25 protein-coding genes are annotated in these 26,459 nt (G+C 73.5%); 8 read left to right on the plus strand and 17 right to left on the minus strand.

The genetic code is table 11. From position 1 onward, the window contains the following. Positions 1–37: 37 nt before the first annotated feature. Complete coding sequence (locus tag I6A60_RS18570) at positions 38–853, plus strand: N-acetylmuramoyl-L-alanine amidase (RefSeq protein WP_203020456.1); 816 nt, start codon at positions 38–40, stop codon at positions 851–853. Positions 854–1,504: 651 nt separating this feature from the next. Continuing rightward, a complete protein-coding gene (locus I6A60_RS18575; RefSeq protein ID WP_203020454.1) occupies positions 1,505–2,206 on the plus strand; it encodes a class I SAM-dependent methyltransferase in 702 nt (233 codons plus the stop codon). Between the two features lie 52 nt (positions 2,207–2,258). Here I6A60_RS18575 and I6A60_RS18580 read toward each other — a convergent pair whose 3' ends face one another. Then, entirely contained in the window at positions 2,259–2,903 is a 645-nt protein-coding gene (locus I6A60_RS18580) for a response regulator transcription factor (RefSeq protein WP_203020452.1), read from the minus strand. 106 nt (positions 2,904–3,009) lie between these two features. On the opposite strand from I6A60_RS18580, the gene I6A60_RS18585 reads away from it, so the two are divergent. Further along, positions 3,010–4,287 (plus strand): MFS transporter, encoded by a 1,278-nt coding sequence (locus I6A60_RS18585; protein ID WP_203020450.1) that lies wholly within the window; start codon positions 3,010–3,012, stop codon positions 4,285–4,287. A 46-nt stretch (positions 4,288–4,333) separates the two neighbouring features. Here I6A60_RS18585 and I6A60_RS18590 read toward each other — a convergent pair whose 3' ends face one another. From I6A60_RS18590 to I6A60_RS18600, 3 genes are all read right to left on the minus strand, one after another. Beyond that, positions 4,334–5,032, minus strand: coding sequence for a GPP34 family phosphoprotein (locus I6A60_RS18590; RefSeq protein WP_203020448.1), 699 nt, complete (start codon positions 5,030–5,032; stop codon positions 4,334–4,336). A 104-nt stretch (positions 5,033–5,136) separates the two neighbouring features. After that, a complete protein-coding gene (locus I6A60_RS18595) occupies positions 5,137–5,484 on the minus strand; it encodes a hypothetical protein (RefSeq protein ID WP_203020446.1) in 348 nt (115 codons plus the stop codon). 9 nt (positions 5,485–5,493) lie between these two features. Next, entirely contained in the window at positions 5,494–6,483 is a 990-nt protein-coding gene (locus I6A60_RS18600; protein WP_203020444.1) for an SPFH domain-containing protein, read from the minus strand. Between the two features lie 291 nt (positions 6,484–6,774). Here I6A60_RS18600 and add point away from each other — a divergent pair, with 291 nt between their 5' ends. Continuing rightward, positions 6,775–7,764 (plus strand): adenosine deaminase, encoded by a 990-nt coding sequence (gene add, locus I6A60_RS18605; protein ID WP_203020441.1) that lies wholly within the window; start codon positions 6,775–6,777, stop codon positions 7,762–7,764. A 69-nt stretch (positions 7,765–7,833) separates the two neighbouring features. Beyond that, positions 7,834–8,976 (plus strand): glycerate kinase, encoded by a 1,143-nt coding sequence (locus I6A60_RS18610; RefSeq protein ID WP_203020439.1) that lies wholly within the window; start codon positions 7,834–7,836, stop codon positions 8,974–8,976. 88 nt (positions 8,977–9,064) lie between these two features. On the opposite strand, the gene I6A60_RS18615 is transcribed toward I6A60_RS18610, so the two are convergent. From I6A60_RS18615 to I6A60_RS18640, 6 genes are all read right to left on the minus strand, one after another. Further along, positions 9,065–9,679 (minus strand): hypothetical protein, encoded by a 615-nt coding sequence (locus tag I6A60_RS18615; RefSeq protein ID WP_203020437.1) that lies wholly within the window; start codon positions 9,677–9,679, stop codon positions 9,065–9,067. A gap of 169 nt (positions 9,680–9,848) precedes the next feature. Then, positions 9,849–10,670 carry a DUF4232 domain-containing protein gene (locus I6A60_RS18620; RefSeq protein WP_203020435.1) on the minus strand — a complete coding sequence of 274 codons (822 nt, stop codon included), beginning with the start codon at positions 10,668–10,670 and terminating at the stop codon, positions 9,849–9,851. Positions 10,671–10,844: 174 nt separating this feature from the next. Next, positions 10,845–11,675 (minus strand): protein phosphatase 2C domain-containing protein, encoded by an 831-nt coding sequence (locus I6A60_RS18625; protein ID WP_203042552.1) that lies wholly within the window; start codon positions 11,673–11,675, stop codon positions 10,845–10,847. A gap of 112 nt (positions 11,676–11,787) precedes the next feature. Next, positions 11,788–13,113 carry a non-hydrolyzing UDP-N-acetylglucosamine 2-epimerase gene (gene wecB / locus I6A60_RS18630; RefSeq protein ID WP_203021331.1) on the minus strand — a complete coding sequence of 442 codons (1,326 nt, stop codon included), beginning with the start codon at positions 13,111–13,113 and terminating at the stop codon, positions 11,788–11,790. A gap of 19 nt (positions 13,114–13,132) precedes the next feature. Next, a complete protein-coding gene (locus I6A60_RS18635; RefSeq protein ID WP_203021325.1) occupies positions 13,133–14,059 on the minus strand; it encodes an SDR family oxidoreductase in 927 nt (308 codons plus the stop codon). Between the two features lie 96 nt (positions 14,060–14,155). Further along, positions 14,156–15,901 carry an AAA family ATPase gene (locus tag I6A60_RS18640; RefSeq protein ID WP_307873750.1) on the minus strand — a complete coding sequence of 582 codons (1,746 nt, stop codon included), beginning with the start codon at positions 15,899–15,901 and terminating at the stop codon, positions 14,156–14,158. Between the two features lie 253 nt (positions 15,902–16,154). Here I6A60_RS18640 and I6A60_RS18645 point away from each other — a divergent pair, with 253 nt between their 5' ends. Then, positions 16,155–17,417: a methyltransferase domain-containing protein gene (locus tag I6A60_RS18645; RefSeq protein ID WP_203021323.1), complete on the plus strand. Its 1,263-nt coding sequence runs from the start codon at positions 16,155–16,157 to the stop codon at positions 17,415–17,417. Here I6A60_RS18645 and I6A60_RS18650 read toward each other — a convergent pair. After that, positions 17,408–18,025: an HdeD family acid-resistance protein gene (locus tag I6A60_RS18650; protein ID WP_203021322.1), complete on the minus strand. Its 618-nt coding sequence runs from the start codon at positions 18,023–18,025 to the stop codon at positions 17,408–17,410. The two genes, I6A60_RS18645 and I6A60_RS18650, sit on opposite strands and share 10 nt — an antisense overlap. Before the next feature lie 193 nt (positions 18,026–18,218). Between I6A60_RS18650 and I6A60_RS18655 the strand changes: the two genes are divergently transcribed. Both I6A60_RS18655 and I6A60_RS18660 read left to right on the plus strand, forming a co-directional pair. Next, positions 18,219–19,676, plus strand: a complete 1,458-nt coding sequence (locus tag I6A60_RS18655; RefSeq protein ID WP_203055657.1) for an OsmC family protein — start codon at positions 18,219–18,221, stop codon at positions 19,674–19,676. A gap of 113 nt (positions 19,677–19,789) precedes the next feature. Beyond that, positions 19,790–20,671, plus strand: a complete 882-nt coding sequence (locus tag I6A60_RS18660) for a class I SAM-dependent methyltransferase (RefSeq protein ID WP_203021320.1) — start codon at positions 19,790–19,792, stop codon at positions 20,669–20,671. A gap of 42 nt (positions 20,672–20,713) precedes the next feature. Here the strand turns inward: I6A60_RS18660 and I6A60_RS18665 are convergent, their stop codons facing one another. From I6A60_RS18665 to I6A60_RS18690, 6 genes are all read right to left on the minus strand, one after another. Then, the gene (locus tag I6A60_RS18665; protein WP_238435723.1) at positions 20,714–22,408 is read right to left on the minus strand and encodes an ABC transporter permease; all 1,695 of its coding nucleotides are present in this window, start codon (positions 22,406–22,408) and stop codon (positions 20,714–20,716) included. Next, complete coding sequence (locus tag I6A60_RS18670; protein ID WP_203021319.1) at positions 22,405–23,358, minus strand: ABC transporter ATP-binding protein; 954 nt, start codon at positions 23,356–23,358, stop codon at positions 22,405–22,407. Before I6A60_RS18670 ends, I6A60_RS18665 begins: the two co-directional genes overlap by 4 nt. Further along, positions 23,351–24,028 (minus strand): TetR/AcrR family transcriptional regulator, encoded by a 678-nt coding sequence (locus I6A60_RS18675; protein WP_203021318.1) that lies wholly within the window; start codon positions 24,026–24,028, stop codon positions 23,351–23,353. The genes I6A60_RS18670 and I6A60_RS18675 overlap by 8 nt, the downstream gene beginning before the upstream one ends. Before the next feature lie 184 nt (positions 24,029–24,212). Beyond that, entirely contained in the window at positions 24,213–24,881 is a 669-nt protein-coding gene (locus I6A60_RS18680; RefSeq protein WP_203021317.1) for an alpha/beta fold hydrolase, read from the minus strand. Positions 24,882–24,987: 106 nt separating this feature from the next. After that, entirely contained in the window at positions 24,988–25,761 is a 774-nt protein-coding gene (locus tag I6A60_RS18685; protein WP_307873749.1) for a hypothetical protein, read from the minus strand. A gap of 255 nt (positions 25,762–26,016) precedes the next feature. Continuing rightward, a partial coding sequence (locus tag I6A60_RS18690) for an ROK family protein (protein ID WP_238435724.1) occupies positions 26,017–26,459 on the minus strand: 443 nt, incomplete at its 5' end.

The raw sequence follows: 26,459 nt of genomic DNA on the forward strand, positions 1-26,459 counted from the left end.
GGGTCGATGGCTCGGTCCGGCCGCCGGGGGCGGTGACGTGGCCGCCACCCGTTATCCATCCGCCGCCTGGCGCCCCGTCGTCAACACCTCCGGCACGATGATCGAGCCGACGCGCGGCCTCATCCCGCACGTCCAGCAGGGCAACGGCTCGCTCTACGGCATGTTCAACACCCCGAGTACCCAGGTGTCCAGCCATCTGTGGCTGTCCAAGGGCGGCGGCTGGGAGCAGTACGTCGACCTCGCCGACAAGGCCTGGGCCGAGGCCGCCGGCAACCCGTACTGGATCTCGGTGGAATGCGAGGGCTACGACACCGAGGACTACTCGCCGATCCAGGTCCAGCGGCTCGCCGAGTTCTATGCCTGGGGCATGACCGAGTTCGGCTGGAAGGCCGAGATCACCGACAGCGTCGACGGGTACGGCATCGGCACCCACCGGATGGGCGGCACCGCCTGGGGCGGCCATTCCTGCCCCGGCGACATCCGCGCCAACCGACGCCAGGACGTCCTCTCGGCCGCGCTGGCGCTGAACGGCACCCCGCCGCCCACCCCCAACCCGTCCCAGGCCCAACAGCGCTACGTCAACATGCCGACGCTGCGCAGTGGCAGCAAGGGCTCGGCCGTCGTCACCCTGCAGAACGCGCTGAACATCATCTTCGGCCACGAGGCACCGACCGGCGACCCGAACCGGCTCGTCCCGGACGGCAGCTTCGGCCCGGCGACCATCGCCCGGGTCGGTTCGCTGCAACGGCTGAACTCGCCGTACTACGGACCGATCGGGGTCGACGGCGTCGTCGGCCGGCAGACCTGGCTGAAGATCGGCTACATCCTCACCGGCATGAACCGCTGGGTCTGAGGCGTCGACGCCTGGCGGGCACACGGCACCTCCGACGCCGAACCGGCCGCGGCGCTACTCGGTGGGCTGCCGTGCGCCCGGCGCGCCGCGGCGGCACGGCAGACCGCGATCAGGCCGCCGGCGAGGAACGAGGAACCGAGCCAGCAGGCTCAGCCTCCAGGTCAGGGCCGGGCCGGTCAGGGGCGGGCCCAGACCCGGCAGCTCGAAGGGCCGCCCGACAGTCCAGGGGCGGGCGTTCGGACACGACGGCCGGTGAATTCGAGTCCTTCTGACCGATACCCGGTCAGGCCGCGCTCGACGTGATCACAGGTCAGCATTTTGAACGCCGTTCCCCGGGCACCGGTGACGTTGATTTCCCGGCGGGTCGGCCATGGGTCACCAATCGGATTGTCCGCCTTTCTTGTTTCCACCGGTAAGTCCTCACCCGAGTTCATTTTCCATTTGCCAGAGGGGCGCGCGGCTCGTTCTGCCCGGGCCGGCTCGCGGCATTGGTCTGCACAACCATGGCGACCTCGGGCCACGGTCGGTGACAGCGGGCAGAAGTAGCACTAAATTCTGGGCCGACGCCGGTGGGGCAAGCACCGGCGAGCGGCCGACTCCCCGATCTCACCGTCGGGCCGTGACCGGCCCCGATCGTGGATGGAGCATCACGTGACTGGTACGACGGAGCTCTACACATCGGGGGAATATCTGGGCCTGAACCCGGGCTGGCACGACGACGACGGCGCCTGGAAAGCACTCCAGATTGCCCGGATACTGGAGCGGAACAACCTGCACCCAAACTCCGTCTGCGATGTCGGCTGCGGCACCGGAAGGGTGCTGCGCGAGTTGTCGCACCATCTTCCTGGAACACCCCGGATGGTCGGTTTCGACATCGCGGCGGCGCCGCTCGGACTCAGTGAGGACGCCGGCGATGGTGTCGAGCTCGTCGCTGGCGACGCACGTGCGTCGGACGAGCATTTCGACCTGCTGATGATGGTCGACGTCTTTGAGCACGTCGAGGACTATCTCGGATTCCTGCGAACCTTCCGCGACCGCGCGGGTGCCTTCGTCTTCCACATACCGCTGGACATGTCGGTGCAGACGGTGCTGCGGGCGAAGCCGCTGCTGGGCGCGCGCCGCGGCGTCGGCCACCTGCACTACTTCAGCCGCGCGACCGCGCTCGTCACGCTGGCGGACGCCGGCTACCGGGTGATCGACGAGGCCTACACCCGCGGTGGGGTCGAACTCGCCGTCTCCGGCCGGCGCCGGGTCGCCCGGGTGCCGCGTCAGGTCGCCCACCGGCTGAATCCCGACCTGGCGGCCCGGGTGCTCGGCGGCTTCTCGCTGCTGGTCCTGGCGGAGGGTGCCTGAGCGTCCCTACGCCTGACCGGGCCTTGGAGTCCAGGACCTTGGAGTTCAGGCCCTAGGAGTTCAGGTAGGCCAGGACGGCGAGAACCCTGCGGTTGTCGTCCGCCGAAGGAGGCAGGCCCAGCTTCGCGAAGATGTTGTTCGTGTGCTTGCCGACCGCCTTCTCGGTGATGAACAGCCGGCCGGCGACGGCCGCGTTCGACCGTCCCTCGGCCATCAGCCCGAGCACCTCGCGCTCACGGGCCGTCAGCGCCTGCAGCGGCTGGTCCCGGGACCGCCTGGTCAGCAGCTCGGCCACGACCTCCGGGTCCATGGCGGATCCGCCGGCCGCGACCCGGCGCACCGAGTCCACGAACTGGCTGACATCGCCGACCCGGTCCTTGAGCAGGTAACCGACCCCGCCGCCGGGGCTCGAGAGCAGCTCGCGGGCATAGACCGGCTGAACGTCCTGGGACAGGACCAGCACCGGCAGCCCCGGGATCTGGCCACGGGCCTCGATCGCGGCGAGCAGGCCCTCGTCGGTGAACGTCGGCGGCAGCCGGACGTCCACGACGGCGACGTCCGGCCGGTGGGTCACCAGCGCGCGCAGCAGCGCCGGCCCGTTGTCGACGGACTCGACCACCTCGAAGTCGAAGGCCGTCAGCAGCCTGATCAGTCCATCCCGCAGCAGAGCCAGATCCTCGGCAAGCACCACACGCACCCAGCTAGCCTGTCACCCCGCCCATCCGGCCGTCGATCAGGCCGGATTGACCGCTTTCGACCGGGCCAGCCATCCTGGCAGCGACGACAGCGGTGCGGGAGGCGCGTTGACGAACCAGCAGGCCACGGGTGGCGACGGGGCGGCGAGCCGGTGGGGAACGCTGGCGAGCTACGCGGCGATCGCCGCCTGCACCCAGCTGCTCTGGCTGACGTTCGCGCCGATCACCACCGACGCCGCCCAGCACTACGGCGTCTCCGAGGGAGCGATCGGCTGGCTGGCGAACGTCTTCCCGCTGCTGTACGTCGTGCTCGGGATTCCGGCCGGCCGGCTGCTCGACCGGTCGATGCGGACGTGGCTGGCCGTCGGCGCCGTGCTCGCCGCGGCCGGCGGCCTCGTCCGGCTGGCCGGTGGCGGGTTCGGCGTCGCGATCGCCGGCCAGCTGCTGGTCGCCGTCGCCCAGCCGCTGGTGCTGAACGCGGTCACGGCGCTGGCCGGCGGCTACCTCGCGCACCGGCACCGGGCCGCGGGGATCGCGCTCGGCTCGGCCTCCCTGTTCGTCGGCATGATCGCGGCCTTCGTGCTCGGTGCCGCGGTCGGAGCCAGCCGGATGACGACGCTGCTCGCCGTCCAGGCCGCGCTCACCGTGGTCGCGACGGTGGCCGTGCTGGTGGCGTTGCGCCGCCCGGGACCGTTCGCCGCCCTGGCCGGTGCCGGTGCCGGTGCCCGGGGCGGCGAGCTCGTCCCCGCCGGGGCGGCCGCGCGCGGCGCGGTCCGGCGGCTGTGGGCCGACGAGGTCGTCCGCCGGCTGGTCACGATCGTCACCCTTGGCTTCGGCGTGTTCATCGCGCTGACGACCTGGCTGCAGGCCCTGCTCAAGCCGGCCGGAGTCTCCACCGGCGTGGCCGGGGCGCTCCTGCTCGGGATGGTGGCCGCCGGCACGGCTGGCTCCGCGGTGCTGCCGGCCTGGGCCGCCCGGCGCGGCCGTCGGACGGAGGTGATCCGGCTGTCGGTAGGGGTGACGGTGGTTGGCTGCGCGGTGCTGGCCGTCGCTCCCGGCGTGGCGACAGCGGCGGTCGCGGTCTGCCTGATGGGGTTGCTGCTGCTCGCCGACCTGCCGATCCTGCTGGAGGTCGCCGAGAACCGCCAGGGTGGCGACGTGGCGACCCTCGCCGCCCTGGTCTGGCTCGCCGGTAACGCCGGCGGCGTCGTGGTGTCCCTCGCGGTCCAGGGCCTGCTGCACCATCCCGCCGCGGCCTTCGCCCTGCTCGCCGTCGTCCTGCTGGCCGGGGTCCCGGTGATGCGAACCCGCTGGCTCGACGCCCCCGCCCGCGGCGACGCCTCGCCCGCCACGACCCCTGTCAGCGAGGCCGTGCCGTCCGTCTGACCCGCGCCTCGGCCCGTCAGACGGACGCCACCGCTTCCGGGTCGGCTCAGCCGCCGCCGGCAGTGGCGGCCGCGTCGGCCTTCTGGTCCCGGACGACCTTGCGCAGCGCCTCGCCGACCGGCCCGAGGCCCGCCGCGAGCTCGCGCGCCCGGTCCCGGTGGGCGCGCCGCTCCCGCCTGGAGAACAGGACGCCCATCTCGGCGATCAGACCGAGGGCGGCGAGCTGGCGGTCGCGGTCGGCGACGCGGGCCGCCGGCGACGCGCCTACCAACGTCTGACGCACGTCGCCGATCAGCTTCCGGGCCAGCCGGGTGTCGCGCACGGTCACGCTCGTGCGCGGGATCAGCCCGATCACCCGGTAGCGGTCGACGCGTAGCCAGCGGCCCGCCTCCAGATAGTCGCGGGCGCACCGGGTCGTGACCCGGTTGTCCTTGGCGATCCAGTGCCGCAGGGACCGACGGCGCCCTGAGCCCTCGATCTGGTCGAGCACCCGCGTCAGGATCGGATCGTCTGGAAGCACGGCCAGGCCGGGCCCGGCTGCCACCGCCGCGCGCCGCTCAGGGTCGACTGGCACGACCTTTCCGTCGGCCACGGCGACCCGCCCGCGCCGCTCCAGCTCCAGCACGGCGGCCGCGCGCAGGCCGGGGCCCAGGTAGCCGGACCTGTGCCGGCCGGCCATCCGTTCGCTCTCGGGGTTGTAGGTCAGCAGGTACAGCTGGGCCGGCAGCGAGTCGGGCAGATCCACGGCCTGCTCCTCTCGGACACGAGGTCCGGGCCACGGGATGGTCCGGCGTTCGGGGGTTCGGGTTCGGATGTGCGCCACGGACGCGACGCGCCACCATCAGGCCGTCAGGCATCCGGTGCGGGCTCGCGGCCGAGCGGGGTCTCGCCGGCGCCGTCGTCGGGCGCCTCGTCCGTGATGTCGTCCGGCGCCTCGGTGTCGTCAGCTCCGAGGGCTGGGTCGGGTGGGAGGGCTGGGTCGGGTTCCCGTGCGCCGTTGGCCTCGGCGGCGGGCGGGCGGCCGCGCCGCGGCATCCGTCCGACGGCGGACGGGAGCCGGCCGGCGGAGGCCAGCGCGCCGCGCAGCACGAACTCGATCTGGGCGTTCGTGCTGCGCAGCTCGTCGCCGGCCCACCGGGCCAGTGCGTCGTGCACCGCCGGATCAAGCCGCAGCAGGATCTTCTTACGTTCCGTCATGGGCCGGGACTAGTGGTAGAGCGACCCGGCGTTCACCACCGGCTGGGTCGACTGCTCGCTGCACAGGACCACCAGCAGGTTGCTGACCATCGTCGCCTTTCGCTCCTCGTCCAGCTCGACTACGTCCCGGCTTTCCAGCCGGGCCAGGGCCGCCTCCACCATGCCGACGGCGCCCTCGACGATCCGGGCCCGGGCCGCGACGACCGCGTTCGCCTGCTGGCGGCGCAGCATCGCCTGGGCGATCTCCGGCGCATACGCCAGCCGGGTGATCCTCGACTCGATGACGTGGACCCCGGCCGAGGCGACCCGTGCGGCGATCTCCACCGAGAGCATGGCCGTGATCTCGTCGGCGTTCTCGCGCAGCGACATCTGCCCCGTCTCGTGCGCGTCGTACGGGTAGCGCGTCGCGACGTGCCGCACGGCGGTCTCGGTCTGGATCGCGACGAACTCGATGAAGTCGTCCACCTCGAAGACGGCCTGCGCGGTGTCCGCGACCTGCCAGACCACCACCGCGGAGATCTCGATCGGGTTGCCGTCGGCGTCGTTGACCTTGGCGACGCCGGTCTCGTGGTTCCGGATCCGGGTCGAGACCCGTCGCCGGCTCGTCAGCGGGTTCACCCAGCGCAGGCCGGTGTGGCGGATCGTCCCCACGTAGCGGCCGTAGAAGGTCACGACCCGCGCCTGGCCCGGGGCGACGGCCGTCAGCCCGCCGAAACAGATCAGGCTCGCGAGGAAGAGCAGGATCCCGACCACGAGCGCCGCGGTGCCGCCGACGGCCACGCCGTTCGCGAACAGCACGCCGGCCAGCACGATCAGCCCGGCGGCCACCAGCAGTGCGCCGAGGGTGCCGAAGAACCCCACGGCGCCGGAGATCCCGGTGATCACCCGCTCACCCACCCGCGGGGCCGGCATGTCGATCGTCTCTCGGGGATCCAGCTCGGGACGGACCTGCGCGCCGGCCGGGCCCTCAGGCCCCCGCGGCGCGTCACCGCTGCTCATAGCGGCCATCTCCTTCGATCTCGATGGCGCGGGGACCGCCCCGCCGGCAAGCCCGGCCGCGCCACTATCAAAGTGATATCACTTTTTCGGGCCCGAGCCAACCGCCGGTCTGGCCGGTCGTGTGTCACGGCGGTAAATCCCAGCGGACGATCTTCCTGGACGTCGGGTTCGTCCGTACCGTCGTCGCAGGCAGGCCGCCGCGCGGCGGCGCCGAGCCGGCGCCGCCCGAACTGCCGACCCCCGGAGCGGCGTCCCGGCCGGCGCGGCGGGCCCAGTGAGGAGTGAACTGCGATGCGTGACCTGCGTGCGCTGCCCAAGGGGCACCTGCACCTGCACTTCGAGCTCGGGATGCGGCCGTCGACGCTGGCGGACCTCGCCGCGCGCAACGGCGTACCGACGCCGCCCACGACCGGGTTCACCGAGTTCGGCGGCTTCGGCGTCGTGATCGGCGGAATCCTGCCGATGTTCCGCGAGGTCGCCGACTTCGAGCGACTGGTCGACGAGGTCGTCGAGGACGCCGCGCAGGAGGGCGTCGTCTACCTGGAGCCGAGCTTCTACCCGTACCCGTACCTGGATGTCTTCGGTACCGCCGAGGCCGCCTGGGAAGCCGTGCTGGCCCGCTCCGCGCTGGCCGGCGAGCGCCACGGCGTCACCGTCCGCTGGATGGCCGCCGTCGACCGGGTCTTCGACACGCCGGAACAGGCCGTGGAGGTCGCGAAGCTCGCCGTCCGCAACCGGGACGCGGGTGTCGTCGCGCTCGGCCTGCACAACGACGAGAACGGCTACCCGCCGGAGCCCTTCGCCGACGCGTTCCGTTACGCCAAGGACGCCGGCCTGCTCTCCACCCCGCACGCCGGCGAGCTCGACGGCCCGGCCTCGGTCCGCGGCGCGATCGACGTGCTGTTCGCCGACCGGCTGCAGCACGGCATCCGCGCCGTCGAGGACCCGGCGCTGGTCGAGGTGCTCGCCGCGCGCGGCACGGTGCTGGACGTCTGCCCGACCTCGAACCTGCAGCTCTCCGTGGTCCCGTCGCTGGCCGAGCATCCGTTGCCGGAGCTGCTGGCCGCCGGCGTGCGCTGCTCGATCAACGCGGACGACCCGCTGCTGTTCGGGCCGAGCATCCTGCGGGAGTACGAGCTGTGCCGAGACACCTTCGGCCTCGGCGACGACCTGCTCGCCACGTGCGCTCGCAGCTCCGTCACCGGCGGAGCCGCCCCGGCCGAGGTCCAGGCGGCCGCCCTGGCCGGCATCGACGCCTGGCTCGCGGCTCCGGCCGGCTGACCGCCGGCGCCGCCGATCAGCCCTGACGCCGATCAACCCTGGCCGACCGGGCCACGCCATGATGGCGGGGTGGCGGACAGGCTGAAGGTCGTCATCGCGCCGGACTCGTTCAAGGGAACGCTGGCGGCCGATCGGGTCGCGGCGGCTCTGGCCGAGGGCTGGCTCTCGGTCCGGCCGACGGACGAGGTTGTCCGGCTGCCGATCGCGGACGGCGGCGAGGGCACGCTCGACGTCTTCGCCGCCGCCGTACCAGGAGCGCGCCGGCGGCCGGCCACGGTGACGGGCCCGCGCGGCCAGCTGGTCGACGCCGAATGGCTGGCCCTGCCCGACGGGACCGCCGTGGTCGAGCTGGCCCGGGGCAGCGGGCTGCCGCTGATGGGCGACCGGCGGAACGCGCGCGCCGCGCACACCCTCGGCCTCGGCCAGCTCCTCGCAGCGGCCCTCGACGACCCCGGGATCCGCCGGATCATCGTCACCCTCGGCGGCTCCGCCTCGACCGACGGCGGCACCGGCGCGCTCGCGGCGCTGGGCGCCCGGTTCCTCGACGCCACCGGCGCCATGCTGCCGCCCGGCGGAGGCTCGCTCGTCCGATTGGCGGGCGTCGACCTGGCTGGCCTGCGCACGCCGCCGCCCGGCGGAGTGCTCTGCCTGACCGACGTCGACGCGCCGCTGTGCGGCCCGCGCGGCGCCGCCGCCGTCTTCGGTCCGCAGAAGGGCGCCGACAAGGCCGACGTCCCGGTGCTCGACGAGGGCCTGCGGCGGCTGGCCAGCCTGCTCGGCGGCGACCCAGACGTGCCGGGAGCGGGAGCGGCGGGCGGCACCGGCTACGGACTGGCCGCCGCCTGGGGCGCTCGGCTGGTTCCGGGCGCGGCGACGGTCGCCGAGCACGCCGGCCTGCCGGACGCCCTGGCCGAGGCAGACCTCGTCATCACCGGCGAGGGCCGCTTCGACGCCACCTCCCTGACCGGGAAGGTGGTCGGCGGTGTCCTGAGCCTGGCTGCCGCCCGGCCCGGCGCGGCCGGCCCCGTGCCTGTCCTCCTGGTCGCCGGCCAGCTGGGCGCACCCGCCCCCACCGAGGTCCGCACCGCACTGGCTTTGGCCAACCTCGCGGGTGGCGTCGCCGCGGCGGTAGCCGAACCCGAACGCTGGCTCATCAACGCGGCCACCCACCTCGCCGCCGCCGCTACCAAGCAGGTCGAGGGCCAGCCATAGGCGCCAGGGCCGCCGCCAGCTCAACGCACGTTGATCGTGATCAACGCCTCCGCACCTATGGTTGCATGCCCGGCGAGCTGGCCCGCGTTCAGGCGTTCCGGGGGTCTGGTTCCTGGTCGGGGTAGGGGGCGCGGAGGCGGTACGGGGGGCCGGCCTGGGTGCTCGAACAGCGGGGGCAGATGACCGTGGGCGCCGCGGCCGGTACCAGGAAGCGGTGGGTGCAGGCGCCGGGCCAACGGAGCTGGCGGACGGCGTCGGGCAGGACGCGGCCGAATGGCAGCCGGTCCAGGCCCGCGCGGTCGCGTAGCCGGCCCAGTGGCAACCGGTCCAGCCGAAGGCGCTCCAGCCCGAGGCGGTCCAGCGGGAGGCGGGGCAGGCGGCGGGCGACGCAGGTGAGCCTGGTGTCGCAGGGCGGCTCGTCGCCCACCACCCGAGGATGGACCGAGCCGCAGACGCCACAGACGACCTCGGGCGGGGACGCGACGAAGGTCGGGTTCCGCGAGGTGGCTGAAAAGATCTGTACCTCGGCGTGATGGGGAGTCGGCCCCGCGCAGCTGTCGCACTGGATGTAACGGACCGCGGTCGCCCCGTCTCCACGGGTGTCCTGGATGAGCGCCACCATGGCGGACTGGATGCCAGGCCCGGCCGGCTCGGATCCGGTCGGGTCCGGCTCTTCGCGACTGGGCGGCCCCACATCCACCATGGTCGCTGACGACCGGGCCTCCGGTCTCGCCACAGTGCGGATCGGGGCGACTGTTGGCTCAGGTCACGGCCGTGTCGCGGCTCGATAGGCCGACCGATGTCCCGGCCAAGGAACCCAGCCGAAGTACCTAGCCGAAGTACCCGGCCGAGGAACCCAGCCGCGAGGACGGTCAGGTCGAGGTCAGCGGCCCGATGAGCAGTTGGCGGACGCTGGACGACACGCAGGCCGTGATCCCGCCGGACAGGGGCACCGACAGCGTCACGGTTCCGCCATCCGGCGGCGTGACGCGCAGCGCCGCGGCGAGCCTCGTCTGGCTCGCGGCGGTACAGCCGCGCTGGATGCCTGCCTGGGTGATCCGCAGCATGGCGGTCGCCGTGCCCCCGGCCGGGAGCAGAACCGCCGTTGCCGGACCGTCGTCCGTGTCGTCCGCCGGAGCGCCGAAGGCCGCGCCATCCGCGTCGACGAACCGGACGTCGGGGTAGCCGGTCAGGCGGCAGGCGACCGTGCCCTTGTTGCGCAGGACCAGGTCGTTGTAGACGTGGCCGGCGGTTCCCTCCGTGTGCCGCAGCGCGCCGGTGAGACCGCGTGGCGGACAGACCGGCGCCGCGGCGACGACGGCCGCCGGGGGCTCCAGATCGGTCGTCTGAGCCGCGGACGGTGATACGGCCGCCGCTGCGGTGGCCGTATCGCTGGGGACCCCGGCGGCGGCCTCGTCTGAGGCGGTTACGGGAATGGCGGTTACGGGAATGGCGCCCTCGGTGGCGACGGCGTCGGAAGGGACAGCGTCGGTCGAAAGGGTCGCCGGGACGACGCGGGCGGGCACTGCGGCCACGGGCCGGTAGTCGGACCGGCTCGCCGTGACGGTGGCTGTTCCGGCTTCGGTCGCCGGCGACCCACACCCGGCGCACGCGACCAGGCCGAACGCGGCGAGCGCCACTGCGGTGCACGACCTCCAGTGCGCTGGCGGGGCCCAGACCCGATCCGTCCGCATCTTGGGCTCCTTGGACTGGCGAGCGGCTGGCCTCACGCCGCTTATGCGACGCAACGCAAGGCCACGATGACGCAGAAGACCGTATCCACCCGCCATCGAACCGGAAAGCGCGACACACCGCTATTGAAGTGTCGCTTAGTGTGCCCACTCGCCGCTAGAACGACGACCGGCTCATCAGAACCAGCCGAAGGTGCGGCGCGGCCGCGCCGCGAGCAGCACGGCGGCGGTGAGGTTGTCGCCGGCTCCGGCGGCGCCGGCCCTGGCGATGAGCGATCGAGCGGTGGCCCTGGCGGCGTCCGGTTGGCCGCCGTCGGCGCCGGCCCGCGAGGCCGCCTCGATGGCGGCGCCGAAGGCGCGGCCCAGGTAGTCGGGAACGCCGTCGGAGACGACGACGAGCAGGTCGCCGGGCCCGCGGCGACGGCGGGTCACCGGGTGACCCGCGAATGGATCCGCCGGAGAGGTGGGCCCGAGAAACTCGCTCGGCTCGTCCAGCAGGTGCAGCCGGCCGCGCCGGACGACGGCCGCCGTCGTGTCGCCGTAGCCGACCGCGGCGAAGGCCGCCGCGGTCACGACGACCAGGCTCAGCGCTGTCCGCGCCGGCCGCGGCTCACCGCCAGGGGCCATGGCGGCGGCTGGCACGGCGCCGCCCGGGGCCGGTGGGCGGGCGACGGCGCCATGCGCCGCCGCGGCGAAGGCGGCCGCGAGCTCGGCCTCGTCGCCGGCCCGATGCGCGAGCAGCGCCGGGGCCCGCGCCGCGAGGGCCCGCAGCGCGGCGGTCGAGGCGGCCGAGCCGTTGTGGCCATCAGCCACGGCCAGCAGCGCGCCGGCCGGCCCGACGGCAAGCAGCGCCCCGTCCTCGTTCGGCTCGACCGCGGGCACCGCCTTCGGCCGCCAGCCGGCCGACAGCGCGGCACCGAGCATCGCCGGACCGCCGTCGCCCTCGACGGACAGCCCGCCGAGGGCGACCTCACCCAGAGCCGGATGGTCCGGACCGAGCAGCAGCACGGTCCGGACCGCATCGCCAGCCGCGCGGCCAGTGGCCACCCGCGGGGCCGGCCCGGTCGGGTCAGCACGCCGTCGGGCGGGAGATCGCGCCGTCATGACACCCCGGCGGCGGTCACCCGGAGGTGAGGGCCGCGCCGGGCTCCAGCGCGGCGCGCGGTGCCGGCACGGCCACCGGGGCCGGCGAGCGATGCCAGACGGTCCGGTTCACCTGGTCGATGTAGCTCAGGATGATCCGCAGGACCCGCGTGGAGACGTCGTCGACGTCGTAGTCGGGAGGCAGCCGGCGGCCCGCGCCACCGGCCGTGAGCCCGGACGCACCCGGTTGGGCCCACGCGGCGCCGCTCGGTCCGGTCGGCTGGTCGGTCACCGCGGCGACGGCGGCGAGGACCCGGTCCGGCCGCAGCACGCTGGACACCAGCACACCGTGGTCGAAGCCCTCCGGCCGCTCGTGCGACTCTCGGATCATGACGGCCGGGAAGCCGAGCAGGGCGGCTTCCTCGGTGAGCGTGCCGCTGTCGGAGATCACGCAGTGCGCCCCCCGCTGCAGCGCGACGTAGTCCGCCAGCCCGAACGGCCGTAGGAAGCGCACCCGCGGGTCAAGGTCGGCGACCGACGAGGGGCCGCCGGGGGCCGCGAACGCGTCGGCGCCCAACTCGTCGAGCCGGGCCCGGGTCCGCGGGTGCGTCGAGACGACGACCGGCATGTCGAACCGGTCGGCCAGCAGCGTCAGGGTGGCCAGCAGCGCGCGCAGCAGGTCGGGATGGTCGACGTTCTCCTCGCGATGCGCGCTGACCACCAGGAAACGCCCCGCCGTCAGCCCCAGGTCGGCGAGGACCGTGGAGCCCTCGATCTGGGCCCAGTGCTGGGTGAGGACCTCTTTCATCGGCGACCCGGTCACGAACACCCGGTTCGCGGGCAGGCCCTCGGCCAGCAGATGACGGCGCGCGTGCTCCGTGAGCGGCAGGTTCACGTCACTGAGGTGGTCGACGAGCCTGCGGTTGATCTCCTCCGGGACCCGGTCGTCGAAGCAGCGGTTTCCGGCCTCCATGTGGAACACCGGGATGTGCCGCCGCTTGGCCGGGATCACCGCCAGGCAGGTGTTGGTGTCGCCGTAGAGCAGCACGGCGTCGGGGCGTTCGGCCGCGAGCACCCGGTCCACCCTGGCGATCACCTGGCCGATCGTGTCCGCCGCCGTCGCGCCGGGCAGCACCGCGTCCAGGTGGTGGTCAGGCGGACGGATGCCCAGCTCGTCGAAGAAGATCTGGCCCAGCTCGTAGGCGTGGTTCTGCCCGGAGTGCACCAGCCGGACGTCGACGTGCCGCTCCAGCGCGGCGATCACCCGGCTGAGCTTGATGACCTCCGGTCTGGTCCCGACGATGACCATCACCTTGACCCGGGTGGGCGCTACTCGCGCCGGCCCCTGGTAGGCCAGCCGCATCGCGTGCTGCTTGGCGTTGTCAGCCATCACGGCGACCTCCGTCGTCTCGCAGCGTGATCCGCTCGACGAGCTCGTCGAGCATCGCGTCCCAACCGGGCGCGGTGTATCCGGTCGCCTCGGCGAACCGGTCGGCCAGCAGGCTCCGGTCGCAGGCCGGCCCCTCCGCGGCTACGACCTCGGCCACCGCGCGGGAACCGCCGGCGCGGCGCAGCCGGTCGGCGAGCCGGGTCAGCAGCTCGTGCTTCGTGATCGCCTCGGCCGTCGCGACGTGCCACAGCCCGGTGAGGTCCTCGTGCTTGGTCAGCAGCCGGTCGACGACGCGGGCGAACTCCATCGTGGTGAGCCCGGTGTAGATGGCCCGCCGGTAGCCGGAGACCTGGCCGCTCTGGGCGAGGAACCACTCCACCAGGCCCGACCCGCGGCCGGCCGGCTCAAGGCCGATGATCGACGTCCGCAGGGTCACCACCGGCGCCTCGCGGATTTCCCCGAGCAGCTTGGACATGCCGTACACGTCGACCGGGTCGGGCTGGTCGTCCTCGGTGTACCGCCCGCGCCGGCCGGAGAACACGCAGTCGGAGCTGACGTGCACCATCCGGACTCCCGCGATCCGGCACAGCCGGGCCAGCCGGTGCGGGAACACGGTGTTGATCTCGACGGCGGGCAGCGCCGTCCTGCCCTCGGGCCGCTGCTTGACCAGACCGACCGCATTGACCACCGCTTCGGGGCGGAAGTCGGCGAGCAGCGCGGCGAGGTCGTCCTGGCAGCGGACGTCCAGGCCGGCGAAGATCCGGTTGGCCGGCAGCGCGCCGGCCCAGGGGTCGGACCGGTCCTTTCGGCGCGGTGGCCTGGGCCCGTGGACGGTCACGCCGACGTCGTGGCTGCCTGCGAGCGCGCTGGCCAGCTCGTGTCCGAGCATCCCCGCACCACCGAGCACGAGCACTCTCATCAGGTCGTCTCCGTCAGGTCGGCGGCGGGCAGCTCGGGCCCAACCGGCTTGGCCTCTTTCCGGCCGGACCGGCCGTCGACGCCACCGGGACGGCCGTCAACGGTTGGCCTCCGCGTGGCGGCCACCGCTGCCGAGCCGCTGGTCGGGCACCCGGCCGGCGGTTCCGGCCGGCAGGGCGCCCGTCCGGGCCTGCTGCTGGCCATAGCCGTAGCCATAGCCGTAGTGCCCGTACCTGCGCCTGGAGCCGGTGGACTTGTTGAAGACGTAGCCGAGCAGCGGCGTCCCGACGAACTCGAGCCGGTGGCGGACCTCGGCCAGCACCCGCAGCGGCGTGCCGCGCCCGACGATCAGCACCACCGCGTCGGCCTGCGCCGCGATCGCGGCGGCGTCGCTGACGGCGAGCAGTGGCGGCGAGTCGACGATGATGATGTCGGCGTGGCCGCGCAGCCGGCCCACGGCGCCGCGGAACCGGCCGGTCCTGAAGAAGCTGGCCGGGTCCTCCAGGCGGGCGCCGGAGGCGATCACGTCCAGCCCCTCCGTGCTGTCCAGGTCGAGGGAACGCAGCACCTGGTCGACCGGCACGTCGGCGCCCAGGTCGGACAGGCCGGGCTCGTCGGGCACCTCGGCCAGCCGGGTCAGTCCACGCATCCGCTCGTCGCCGTCGACGACGGCGACCCGCCGGTCGTCTCGGGCCATCGCGATCGCCAGGTTCAGCGTGGTGACCGTCTTGCCGTCGCCCTGACGGGGGCTGGTGACGGCGATGACCCGTCCACCGGCACCACCCTCGGGCCAGGCGCGGGCCGTGGCCGCCATCGCGAAGCCGATCGACTCGACCAGGAAGTTGTAGGCCTCCCCCGCCGGTGACGATGGCTCGTACGCCGCAGGCAGCGCTCGGCCGCCGGCAGAGGGGACGAACTCGGGGACGTCGCCGAGGAGCGGGACGCCCAGCACGGTGGCGGGGTCCTGCTTCTCGTCGGCCTTGCGGCGGTACTCCGCGCGCCACCAGACGACGGTGGCCGCGAGCAGCAGCCCGACAAACGCTCCGACGACGCCCCCCACCGACGGCCTCGGCTGCGTCGGCGAGGACGGCTGCTTGGCCTCCTCGAACATCTGGACACCGTCGCCGTAGGTGGCGGTGTCGACGGCGATCTCGTCGGCCCGGCTCTGCACGGTCAGCAGCTGGGTAGCCGCGGCCTGGCGGGCGGCGGACAGGGCCGGGTCGGCGCTGCCGTCCTTGGTCGACGCGAGTTGGCCGTCGAGCTCGCTGATGCTGTCGCGCAGCCGCGAGATGGTCTGGTCCAGCTCGTCGGTCGTCGACTTGGCGTTCTGGGCGGCCGATGAGCGCACGGTCTCGCGGTAGGCCTGGCAGACGGCGTTCGCCACTTCGGCCGCGCCGGCGGCCGTCGGCTCGGTCGCGGTCACCATGACCTGCTCGAGCTGGTCCGACGAGGTCGCGCTGACCCGGGTACGCAGCTCGTCGACGCTGAGCCGGTTGTGCAGGATCTTGGTGGCCGCGGTCAGTACCTCGGTGGACGTGAGGTAGCTGGCCTGGCCGCGCACGTACCGCGACGGGTCGACGATCACCCGGTTGTTCTGGCTGAAGACGCTCGTGCTTCCCGGGTCGTTGAGCAGCATCGTGGCCGTGCTCGTGTAGAGCGTCGACTGGAGCGACGAGAGCAGGACACCCGCCGCGCCGAATGCGACAGTCACGGCAAGCAGCAGGTGCCATCGGCGTGCGAGGACTCCGGCAAGGTTCCGGCCACCGCCGACAGCGCTGTCCGTCTCCACAGGCTCGTTTCCTTCCCCGCTGGGGTGGCCGCCGGGCAGCGCCGGGCGAACCACCAACGTCGATCACTTAGAGTGTCTGGCCAACTATGTTGAGTGACAGTAGGGCCGGGATGGGCCGCACGGCGGAGGCGCGCCGACACTGGCCAGCCATCGAGGCATCCGCCGCCACGAGATCCGGGCGAGCGTCGCCACCTGAGCCATCCGGCGACTGAAAGTAGTCACGTTGATGCTTTGAGCATCTATTGAAGCGACCTAAGCTCACGGCGTGTGGCCGAAGACACGCTGGGAGACAGGAAGCGATCACCCATTGCTCAAATCAGACCTCGACCTGCTGTGCGCTCCAGACGGCACCAGCGCCCTGACCGTGGTGCCGGCACCGATGGCGCCCAGCCCGGAACTGTGGACGCTCGCCGCGCACGTCGCGCCGGCGCTCGCGCCGCTCCCACGGCGAGCCCCGGAATCCGTCGCCGCGGGAGTCACCGCGGGCCCGGCGCGGGCAGCCCGTCCTGACCCGGCCCAGCACTGGCTCGGCACGGCGGCCGGCATCCGCTATCCGGTCCTCGCCGGAATCCCGCTGCTGCTTTCCGGCTACGCGCACGACGCGGCCGGCCCGCTCGGCGTGACGGCCGGCAGCTCGCGCCGCGAGCTCGACCATTACTCGGCGGTGAGCCTGCGCCTGGCCGCCGATGTCGCGGACGACCAGACCCTCGCCGGGCTACGCGCGCTGGCCACCGTGGCCGAACGGTCCGGCACCCTGCTGGACGAGACCTGGGTGGACGCGCCCTACGACGGACCGGCCCAGCTGCGGTGCTACGAGTTCCTCCGGCCGATGGTGCGCGGTGGGACCGCGGTCCAGATCGGCGGCAGCGGCACCCACGCGCTGAAGTTCCTGCTCGCCGGCGCCGCGCGCGCGGTCATCGTGTCGCCCGTCGTCGGCGAACTGCTGCTCGCCGACGCCTTCGCGCGAGCACTGGGCCTGGCCGACCGGCTGCTCCCCGTCGCCGGAACCGGCGAGCATCTCCCGTTGGCTGCCGGCAGTGTGGACGTCCTTTACTGCGGCGGGACGCTGCACCACCTGGACACCGCGCGCGCGGGGCGGCAGTTCGCTCGGGTGCTCACCGCCGGGGGCCGCTTCGCCGCGGCCGAGCCGTGGAAGGTGCCACTCCTGCACGCCGCCGGCACCAGGCTGTTGGGGAAGCCTGAGCCCGTCGATTGCCAGCCGATCGACGCCGCCCGGCTCGGCGCGCTGCGCGGCGCCTTCGGCGGCCGGGTCGACGACCACAGGCACGGCGCGTTCACGCGCTATCCCGCGCTCGCGTTGGGAAGGGCCGGTCTCCGGCTGCCCGCGCGGACGCTGCTGCGGGTCATGCTGCGGGAGGACGCGCTCGAACTGCCGGGCTCCGCGCTGGGCAGCAGCCTTTCACTCACCGGATGCCAGGCGCCCAGCCCGCTGGCCGCCGAGGTCGGCCTGCCTCACGCGCGGGCTACCGCCGGGCGGGCCGCGGACAGCACTGAGACCGCCGGCGACCTGCCGGCGGTCTCAGTCTCGGGCGAACGTGGTCAGCGATAGCGCGGGGATGCCTGGTCGGCTCGCCGAGCGGACCCGGGGTACGGAGTGCTGTCCGTCCAGCCACCGCCGAGGGCGTCGCCACCCGTCGCACGGCGGCGGCGCATCCGCACACCCGTCGTCACGAGGTCGACGCCGTAGACCAGCAGGAACAGCCCGAACAGCAGGGTCACGCTGAGCACGCCGATGCTCGGGTGGGTGAACACGACGATCCCGAACACGATGCTGGCCAGGCCGACGAGCACCATGCCGGTACGGACGCCGCGCCGGGCGGGCATCGTGAACGCGGCACCGACCTCGACCACGCCGGTGACCACCGCCCAGATCCCCAGCCAGATGGTCAGCACGAACACCGTCATCGCGGGCCAGACGAGCGCCACCACACCGGCCGCGATGTCCAGCACCCCGAGGGCGATGCTGCCCGCGGCAGAGCCGGACCGGTCAATCGAGGACGCACGGTGGAAATGGCCGATCGCGTCGCAGAACACGTAGATCGCAAAAAGCACGATCAGCGCGCTCACGGTGACCCCAGGCCAGGCGATGGCGACAATTCCCAGCGCCACGGCAATAGCGCCGCGCAGCAGGAAGGAAGTGGATTCCGACCTGAGCATGTCCCATCACCTCCAGGTTGTTGCTCGGTCGCTACCAAGCGTGCCCACCCAGCCTGGACCGGACGCCTGGCATCTCAGGGTCAGGACGGTTGGCCCGGTCCGGAGCGGTCCGAACCGGGGCGAAGCACCGGGTTGCCCCGACCCGGGAAAATTCGGCTGAATAACGCGCGAGCGTTGGGACAGGATGGCGGGCATGGCCGCTCCAGCCGAGACCGCAACCGTCCGTCCCACGCCGCCGACGCACAGCTACTCCGTCACCTGCGAGTGGTCGGGCTCGACCGGGGTCGGGTACGACCGGTACTCCCGGGCGCACGTCGGGCACGCACCCCCGGCGGCCACGGCGGTCCGGCTGTCCTCCGACACCGCGTTCCGGGGCGATCCCTCGCTGCTCAACCCCGAGCAGCTGGTCGTCCTCGCGGCGTCTTCGTGCCAGCTGCTGGCCTTCCTGGCGATCGCCGCACGGGCCCGGGTCGACGTGCGGGACTACCAGGACACCGGCGCCGCCGTGATGACCGAGGACGGCCGGGGCGGCGGCGCCATCACCGAGATCACCCTGCGGCCCCGGATCACCGTCGTCACCGACGCCACCGAGGAGCGGCTGCGCAGGCTCGCCCAGCTCGCCCATGAGCAGTGCTTCATCGCCGCGTCGCTGAACTGCCCGGTCACCGTCTTCCCAACGTTCGAGATCCTCACCCCGTACGCGTTCCGGGACACCGAGACAGCGGCCCGCCGGCTGGCGCTGGTCTCCGACGTCTTCGATCCCGGATCCCGCGCCTTCGTCCACGACCGGGTCAGCGCCGCCTTCGTCCACGACCGGGACAGCGCCGCCTCCGTCCACGACCGGGACAGCGCCGCCTCCGTCCACGACCGGGACAGCGCCGCCTCCGTCCACAACCGGGACAGCGCCCACGGCCCGTCCGGCGTCCGCCTCGCCGTCGATCTCGGCTGCGGTCCGGGCCACACCACCCGGCTGCTGGCCGCCGCGACCGGCGCGGCCCGCACCGTCGGGCTGGACGCGTCGACGGCCTTCGTCGCCACCGCCGTCGGCACCGAGCCGGTGACCGCCCAGGGCGGCGGGTTGAGCGCCGATGGCGCCGCCGAGCTGGCCTTCCTGCGTCACGACGTCAGCCGGATGCCGTTCCCGGCCCAGGCACGCGAGGCCGACGTCGTCTACGCCCGGCTGCTGCTGCCCCACCTCGTCGACGTCACGGACGCGATCGGCGGCTGGATCACCCAGGTCGCCCCGCATGGTCTGCTGCTGCTCGACGAGGTCGAGTCGATCGACACCGACCAGCCGGCACTCGCGACCTACCTCGACCACGCCCGCCAGCTGCTGGCCGCCCGTGGCACGACCCTGCACGCCGGCCGGCTGGTGAACACCGCGCTGCACGACCTCGCCGCGCACAGCGCGGGGTCGTCGTTCGAGGTCGAGTACAACGCCACCGAGCCGGTGCGCCCATCGGTCCCGACCGCGGCGGAGATGTTCGGCCTCAACCTGGCCGTCTGGCGCGTCGACCCCCTCTACCGCGACCGCCAGCCCGAGCTCGACCGGCTGGCCGCCGACCTCGCGGCCCTCGCGGCCGGCCCGGAGCACGACGGTCACATCACCTGGACCATGCGCCGCGTCGCCGTCCGCCGCCTGGCCGGCTAGGGACCGCCGGACGCGGACGCGGAGCAGCGGCGGCTCCGTGGGCGTTGGACCGGTCGAACTGGCCGGCGTCGGCAATCGCGGGGCAGGACGGCCACGGTGAGAGGGGTTCGCGGATGCAGGCCGAGGGCGGAAGCCGGACGGCGGTGCTGACCTGTCAGGGACGGGCCGTCGCCGACGGGAGCGGCGCCGCCGGGCGGTTCGCCGACACCGTCGCGCTCGACCTGCTGCGCCCCGACGAGCGGCTCGTCGTCGAGCAGGTACGGGCCGGGACACCGCCCAAGGGCGCGGCGGCGCGGATGGCCTACGAGTCCGCGAAGGCCTGCGCCTCGGTGATGGTGCCGCGCACGATCGCGGCCGACGACGCCATCAGGGACCGGCCCGGTGGCGTGGCGCCGCAGCTGGTCCTGCTGGGGGCCGGGCTGGATGCCCGAGCCTGGCGGATGCCCGAGCTCGCCGGCACCGACGTCTTCGAGGTCGATCATCCGGCGTCCCAGCGGGACAAGCGCGACCGGCTCGCCGGCCGGCCACCCCTCGCGCGCTCGCTGACGTTCGTCCCGGTGGACTTCTCCAGGGACAAGCTCGCCGAGGCGCTGGCCGCCGCCGGTTTCCAGACCTCGAAGCCGACGACCTGGGTCTGGGAGGGCGTCGTCCCCTACCTGACCCCGGCCGAGGTCAGCGCGACGACGGCCGCCGCAGGCGAGCTCTCCGCCCCCGGCAGCCGGCTGGTCGTGCTCTACCTGGCCCCGAATGCCAGGGCATCCGCCGGCGTACTGGTCGCCCGCGCGATGAGCCTGCTCGCCCGCCAGCGCAGCGTCTGGGCCGACGAGCCCCGCCGGTCCGCCTGGACCGCGCCGAAGCTCGCGGCCCTGCTCGCCACACACGGCTTCGCCGTGACACGCGACGAGTCCCTGCTCTCGATCTCCGAGCGTCTCGCCCTGCCGAACACGCGCGGCGCCTCGATCGCGCACGCCCACCTGGCCGTCGCCGACCGCTGACCCACGCCGGCTCGCCGGATCCCGTCGCGTAGGCCGGGCCGGTCAGAACGAGGGGACGTCCCGGCGCCGCAGACCCAGTAGTCCGGCCGCGCCGAACCCGAGCGCCAACAGACACAACACCACCAGCGGCAGGGGGGAGACGGCGCCGCCGGCGGCCCGAGTGGTGTGGGTGAACGGCGAGACGTCCAGCAGCCAGTGGTCGAGGTTGAGGCCGGACCCGACAAGACTGATCAGGAGGCAGCCGATCAGTGCGGCCCAGCTGGCCGGCCACAGTCGCGGCCAGAGGCCGAACACGGCCAGCGCGGCCGCCGCGAGCACCGCGACCGCAGGCAGCTGTGTCGCCGCCGCGACGACGCCCCGGCCCGTCTCGCGGGCGAGGCCGCCGGCGCCAGCCCCGTAGACCAGCCCGGTGACAGCGCCCGCGAGCAGCATCGCGACGGCCGGGCCCAGGCACGCGAAGATCAGATGCCCGGCCGCCCAGCGCAGCCGGCCGACGGCCGTCGCGAGGACCGGTTCAGCCCGGCCGGCCGCCTCCTCGGCGCGGAGCCGCAGTACTGCCTGGATCGCGTAGCCCGCGGCGATCAGGCCGAGGATCGACATGATCGTGGCAAGATACGCGTCCACAAGACCGGCCCGGCCGCCGATCCGTTGGAGGACGTCGCGCAGGCTCGGGTTGTCGCCGACGAGGTCCGCCACGCCGCTCGCGACCCCGCCGAACACGACGCCGAGCAGGCCGAACCCGGTCAGCCAGCCGGCGAGCAGGCCGCGGTGCAGCCGCCAGGCCAGCGCGACCGGCGAACCCAACGCGGGGCCGGCTACCGCCGGGCCGAGCCGGTCGGGCAGCAGCCCGGCGCCCAGGTCGCGGCGCGCGCAGAGCACGAACGCCACGCCGACCAACCCGGCCACGAGGGCGCCGACCACCGCGAACACCCACCACCGCTGGGCACCGGATGTCCCGGCGTACGGATACACCCGTTGGACCAGGCCGATCGGCGAGATCCACGACAGCCATCCCAGGCCGCCGCCGGAGCCACCGGGGGTGGCCGAACCGCCGCGGTCGCCCAGGATCCGGGCCGCGTAGGAGACGCCGAGCACCACGCCTCCGATGCCCCGGGCAGCACCGGCACCGGTGGTCAGCTGCGCGACGACCGCCGCGACTCCGGCGAAGATCCATCCGGCCGATGCCCACTCCAGGCCGGTCGCGATCGCCCCGGCCACCGGCAGCTGCCGCAGGCTCAGCGCCACCGCGGTGATCAGCGCGACCCCCAGGTTGGCGGCGAACGCGACCAGCAGCGCCGCGGCCAAGCCCGCCTGTCGGCCGACAGCGGTGGATCCGATCAGCTCGCGGCGGCCGGCCTCCTCCTCGGCCCTGGTGTGCCGGATGACGACGAGAAGACTGATCAGACCTGTGACGACTGGGATAAACCCACCACGCCAGACGATCAGCTCACCGAGGCTGGAGCCGGAGAGCCGGCCGTAGAGGGCGGTGAAGGTGCCGTTGCGGGCGCTGGTCGCGGCGAACCGAGCCCGGTCGGCGGCCGTCGGGTAAAGGTCATGGAACGTCACCGCGAAGCTGAGCGGAAGGATCCCGACCACATAGACCCAGCTCGGCGCCAACAGCCGGTCGCGCCGAGCGACCAGCCGGACCAGCGCGCCCGTCCCCGTGAGACCGCCCCCGCGCCGGCGCCCGGGCGGCTGCTCCCGCTCCCGCGCGGGAGCGATGTCCGTCGTGGTCATCGCCGCGCCGCCTGCGTCGTCCGGTCCACGTCCGGCCCGCTCGCCGCGGCGTGGTCATAGTGGCGCAGGAACAGCTCCTCCAGCGTGGGGGGCTGGCTCACCAGCCCGCGCAGGCCAGCGGCCGAAAGGCGCGCCACGGCCGGGCCGAGCGCCTCGGCGTCCACCTCGAAGCTGATCCGGACTTCCTGGGCCGTCAGGTCGTGGACTCCGGCGAGAGCGCTCAGACCGGCCGCGACGGCATGGACATCGGCCGACGGCGCGAGCTCGGCCGAGACGGCGGTCCGCTGGAGGTGGCGCAGCTCGGCGAGGGTTCCAGCCTCCACCGTCCGGCCATCGCGGATGATCGTCACCCGGTCGCACAGCGCCTCGACCTCGGCGAGGATGTGGCTGGACAGCAGGACGGTCCGCCCGTCGTGGCGCTGTTCCTCCCGCACCAGGTCGCGGAACTGGTCCTCCATCAGCGGGTCGAGACCGCTCGTGGGCTCGTCGAGCAGCAGCAGCTCGACGTCGGAGGCGAACGCCGCGACCAGTGCGACCTTCTGTCGGTTGCCCTTGGAGTAGGCCCGGCCCTTCTTGCGCGGATCCAGGTCGAAGCGTTCCAGCAGCTCGGCGCGCCGGCGCCGGTCGAGGCCGCCGCGCAGCCGGCCAAGTAGGTCGATCGCCTCTCCGCCGGAGAGGTTGGGCCACAGGGTGACGTCGCCCGGGACGTAGGCGAGCCGGCGATGCAGCCCGGTCGCGTCTCGCCAGGAGTCGGCGCCCAGGACAGTCGCGCGCCCGGCCTCGGCCCGCATCAGTCCCAGCAGGATCCGCAACGTGGTGCTCTTCCCGGCACCGTTCGGCCCAAGGAACCCGTGCACCTCTCCGGTCCGGACCGTCAGGTCCAGTCCATCCAGGGCCCGGGTCGCCCCAAACGTCTTGACCAGGCCCTCGGCCCGGATCGCGTCATCCATGGCTTGAGTCCCTCGTTCTCGGGGGCCGCGCCGCTGGCAGCCCTGCCTCGAGCCGCTGGTACGCCAGGCGGGCCTGCGCCGCCTGCTCCGCGGTCAGCAGCGGCTGGGAGTACAGATCGATGAGCGCCTTACCCAGCCGGATCTGGCCGGCCGCGTCGAGGACGTCGGTGCCCAGCGCCGCGGAGACCTGGTCGTGCAGCATCAGCAGCCCCGTCTGCATCGCGATCAACGCGGTGGCGAACGCCCGTGGGTCGGCGGCCGCCACCGCGAGCCGGCCGTCGGCGAGCCACTGTTCGGTCAGCGCGACCATCTGCTCGAACAGCGCGACGGCCGCCGGCGAGCCGTCGACCAGCGACCGAGCCAGGTAGCGCCGCATCTCAAGCACTTCGGGGAACACCGTCGGCAGAAACGCGGGGTCCGCCGCCTCGCCTGGCCGCAACGCCTCGTCCTTGATGGCGACGGCGCGTTCGAGGGCATAGGAGTCGCAGGCGGCCCGCAGCGCCTCCTTCGACCCGAAGTGATGGCGGACCAGCCCTGAGGACACCCCGGCCGCGGTCGCGATCCCGCGGACCGTGGTCGCCTCGAAACCCTGCTCGGCGAACAGCCGCAGCGCCGCGTCCCGGATCCGCGCCTTCCCGGTCAGATCTACTTCATCCCGTCCGACCCGCATCGCGTCCCTCCTCGCCTCGGGACTATACGCAGGAGCAGGAGACTACACAGTTGTGTAGGCAGAATCAGGCCCCGATGACCCAGAGAGGCAGGATCAATCCGCCGCGACGCGACGGACGCCCGGGAACACCGAGCATGGCCTCGGTCAGGCCGGGGCTGGCCGAGGCCGAGGCCGTGGCGGCTGGCTAGGCGCCGAGGAAGTCGAGGACGGCCGCCATGGCGCGCATGTTGGACTGCAGCGAGAAGTGGTCCGCCCGCTCGATGAGGACACCCGTGGCGTTCGGGAGCATGGCCGCGAGCGCCTCCGGGTCGCCGGCCTGATCCCGCTCGCCGGTGACGACGAGCACCTCGCAGGTGATCGCGGCCAGCTCGACGGCGGTCAGCGACTCGACCGGGCGGCGGGCGAAGGCGGCCAGCGGGGCGAGATCATTGCCTGCGCTCTTGGCGAGGCCCCGGAACAGGCGGGCGCGGACGTCCGTCGGATCGTCGTTGTCGATCGCGAACGGCACCGCCTCGCGGATCTCCAGCACGGCCGGTCCGATCCCCATCAGGGCGAGCCGGTCGAACGACGCGATCCCGCGGGCCGCGATCTCCAGCAGGGTCCTGGCGCCGGCCGAGAAGCCCACCGCGTCGACGGGTCCGCGGTCGGCGAACGCGGCGGCGACGGTCGCCGCGACGTCGGCGTAGTCCGCCGGGTCGGTCGAGCGCGCCGCCGTGCCGTGCCCGGGCAGGTCGACGGCGATCACCTCGCGGCCGGCCTCCCGCAGCATCTCGATCCAGCCGGCCGGCCCCCAACCGTGCTCGCTGGAGGACGCAAACCCATGAACCAGGACGACAGGCGCCGAATCAGCCACCCGCGCACACTAACTGCCGGTGTTTCGACCCGTCGAGCGACACCTGGTGGTCGCGGTACTCCGCCCGTTCACAGTCACCCGGCCTGAGTCACCCACATTGGTCAGGTCAGCGGTCGCGGAGGCGGTAGCGCGACCAGGGCAGCGGGTCGTTCGTGCCGCGACGGGTCCGCGCGGGGCCGGCCGCCGGTTCCTCGGGCTCCGCCTGGCGGGCGGGCGGAACCGTGGCGCTCGGTCGGGGCGGCCCGGCCGGCGCGAGCGTCGAGCGTGGGAGGTCCTCGCCGCGGGGGACGGGTCCGCGCGCCGTCTGGTAGCCGATGGCGATCTCGGCACGGGCGAGCCAGTCGAGGTCCAGGTTGGGGGCGACGTCGACCAGCAGCGCGTCGATCCGGTCGACCAGGACGTCGGCCTCCGGGCCGCGGCGCTGCCGGCGCGCGGCCATCGCCCAGCGGCTGGTCGCGCTCTCCAGGTCGTGACGCGGGCTGGTGTCGTGCAGGCCGCGCCGGACGATCCCGGCCAGCTCGTCGGACAGCCGGGTCGACGGCGCCCGCTCCGCCAGGGCGACGAGCTCGGTGGCGAGGGCCAGCGCCCGTCCCCAGGCGAACAGGCCGCTGTGCTTGCTGGGCATCGCGGCGAGCTGGCTGATCCAGCTGGTGGTGACGCCGAGTGCGCGGGCGACGGCGCCGACCCCGCGGCGGGTGCCCTCGTCGGTCATCTCGGGCAGCAGCTGGTGAACGGTCATCGCCTGCAGGCTGGCTCGGCTCTCGGACAGCTCTCGCAGTGCCCGCCAGCGCACGGTCGGCGGCGCCTCGGCCCAGACGTGGACCATCGCCGTCAGGAGCTCGTCAACCTGTCGGTCGACCTGGTCATCACGCCGACTCACCGGTCAAACCGCCCTTCACCTCGCTTATTACCGGTGAACATCCGTCAAGTCACGGTAAACGACAGCGCACGGCGACTGAACCGTTACCTTTGGGACGTACGCCCGGCCCAACGGTCTTCGCGCTAGAGCGTCGCCCAACAAGAACCCGCACCCGACACCGGGTCCCGAGCCGACCACCCCTGCGCCGGTCCGCGCACCCAGCGCGACCACCAGAAGCGTCGACCGCTGGAACGCGACCGGCGGCCCGGGTGACCGTCAGTGGCCGCTGGGCTGGATCGGCGCCGGGTAGCCGGAGGGCGGTTCGGCCGCCCAGGCGGCGGCGCCGACGGCGCCGGCGAACCCGTCCACCGCCGTGACGATGCGTGGCGTCTCGACCAGCACCGTGTACCGCGACATGACCTCATCGATGTGTGGGCGGAACGCCGGCAGCCCGGCAGCGACACCCCCACCGACGACGATGACCTCCGGTGCGAGCGCGTTCGTGAGCCCGGCCAGCGCGATCCCCAGGGCGTGCCCGGCGCGGGCGACCAGCCGTGCGCACGCGGGATCGATGGGCGCGAGCCGCACCACGTCGGCGGGCTCGACCGCCTCCGGCTGTCCGCCGACGGCGGCGGCGAGCGCCGGCGCGCGCCCCCCCCCCCCCCCGCCCCCCGCCCCGGCGGCCCCCGCGCCCCCCCCCCCCGCCCGCACGCCGGCGC

The organism is Frankia sp. AgB1.9 (assembly GCF_016786355.1).
Classification (GTDB): Bacteria; Actinomycetota; Actinomycetes; order Frankiales; family Frankiaceae; genus Pseudofrankia.

What these genes read in the sequence shown, in the direction of transcription:
- I6A60_RS18595 (WP_203020446.1), bottom strand. Translation starts at nt 5,484, where the DNA reads ATGACGGAACGTAAGAAGATCCTGCTGCGGCTTGATCCGGCGGTGCAC.
- I6A60_RS18600 (WP_203020444.1), bottom strand. Translation starts at nt 6,483, where the DNA reads ATGAGCAGCGGTGACGCGCCGCGGGGGCCTGAGGGCCCGGCCGGCGCG.
- add (WP_203020441.1), top strand. Translation starts at nt 6,775, where the DNA reads ATGCGTGACCTGCGTGCGCTGCCCAAGGGGCACCTGCACCTGCACTTC.
- I6A60_RS18615 (WP_203020437.1), bottom strand. Translation starts at nt 9,679, where the DNA reads ATGGTGGATGTGGGGCCGCCCAGTCGCGAAGAGCCGGACCCGACCGGA.
- I6A60_RS18620 (WP_203020435.1), bottom strand. Translation starts at nt 10,670, where the DNA reads ATGCGGACGGATCGGGTCTGGGCCCCGCCAGCGCACTGGAGGTCGTGC.
- wecB (WP_203021331.1), bottom strand. Translation starts at nt 13,113, where the DNA reads ATGCGGCTGGCCTACCAGGGGCCGGCGCGAGTAGCGCCCACCCGGGTC.
- I6A60_RS18635 (WP_203021325.1), bottom strand. Translation starts at nt 14,059, where the DNA reads ATGAGAGTGCTCGTGCTCGGTGGTGCGGGGATGCTCGGACACGAGCTG.
- I6A60_RS18650 (WP_203021322.1), bottom strand. Translation starts at nt 18,025, where the DNA reads ATGCTCAGGTCGGAATCCACTTCCTTCCTGCTGCGCGGCGCTATTGCC.
- I6A60_RS18655 (WP_203055657.1), top strand. Translation starts at nt 18,219, where the DNA reads ATGGCCGCTCCAGCCGAGACCGCAACCGTCCGTCCCACGCCGCCGACG.
- I6A60_RS18660 (WP_203021320.1), top strand. Translation starts at nt 19,790, where the DNA reads ATGCAGGCCGAGGGCGGAAGCCGGACGGCGGTGCTGACCTGTCAGGGA.
- I6A60_RS18665 (WP_238435723.1), bottom strand. Translation starts at nt 22,408, where the DNA reads ATGACCACGACGGACATCGCTCCCGCGCGGGAGCGGGAGCAGCCGCCC.
- I6A60_RS18670 (WP_203021319.1), bottom strand. Translation starts at nt 23,358, where the DNA reads ATGGATGACGCGATCCGGGCCGAGGGCCTGGTCAAGACGTTTGGGGCG.
- I6A60_RS18675 (WP_203021318.1), bottom strand. Translation starts at nt 24,028, where the DNA reads ATGCGGGTCGGACGGGATGAAGTAGATCTGACCGGGAAGGCGCGGATC.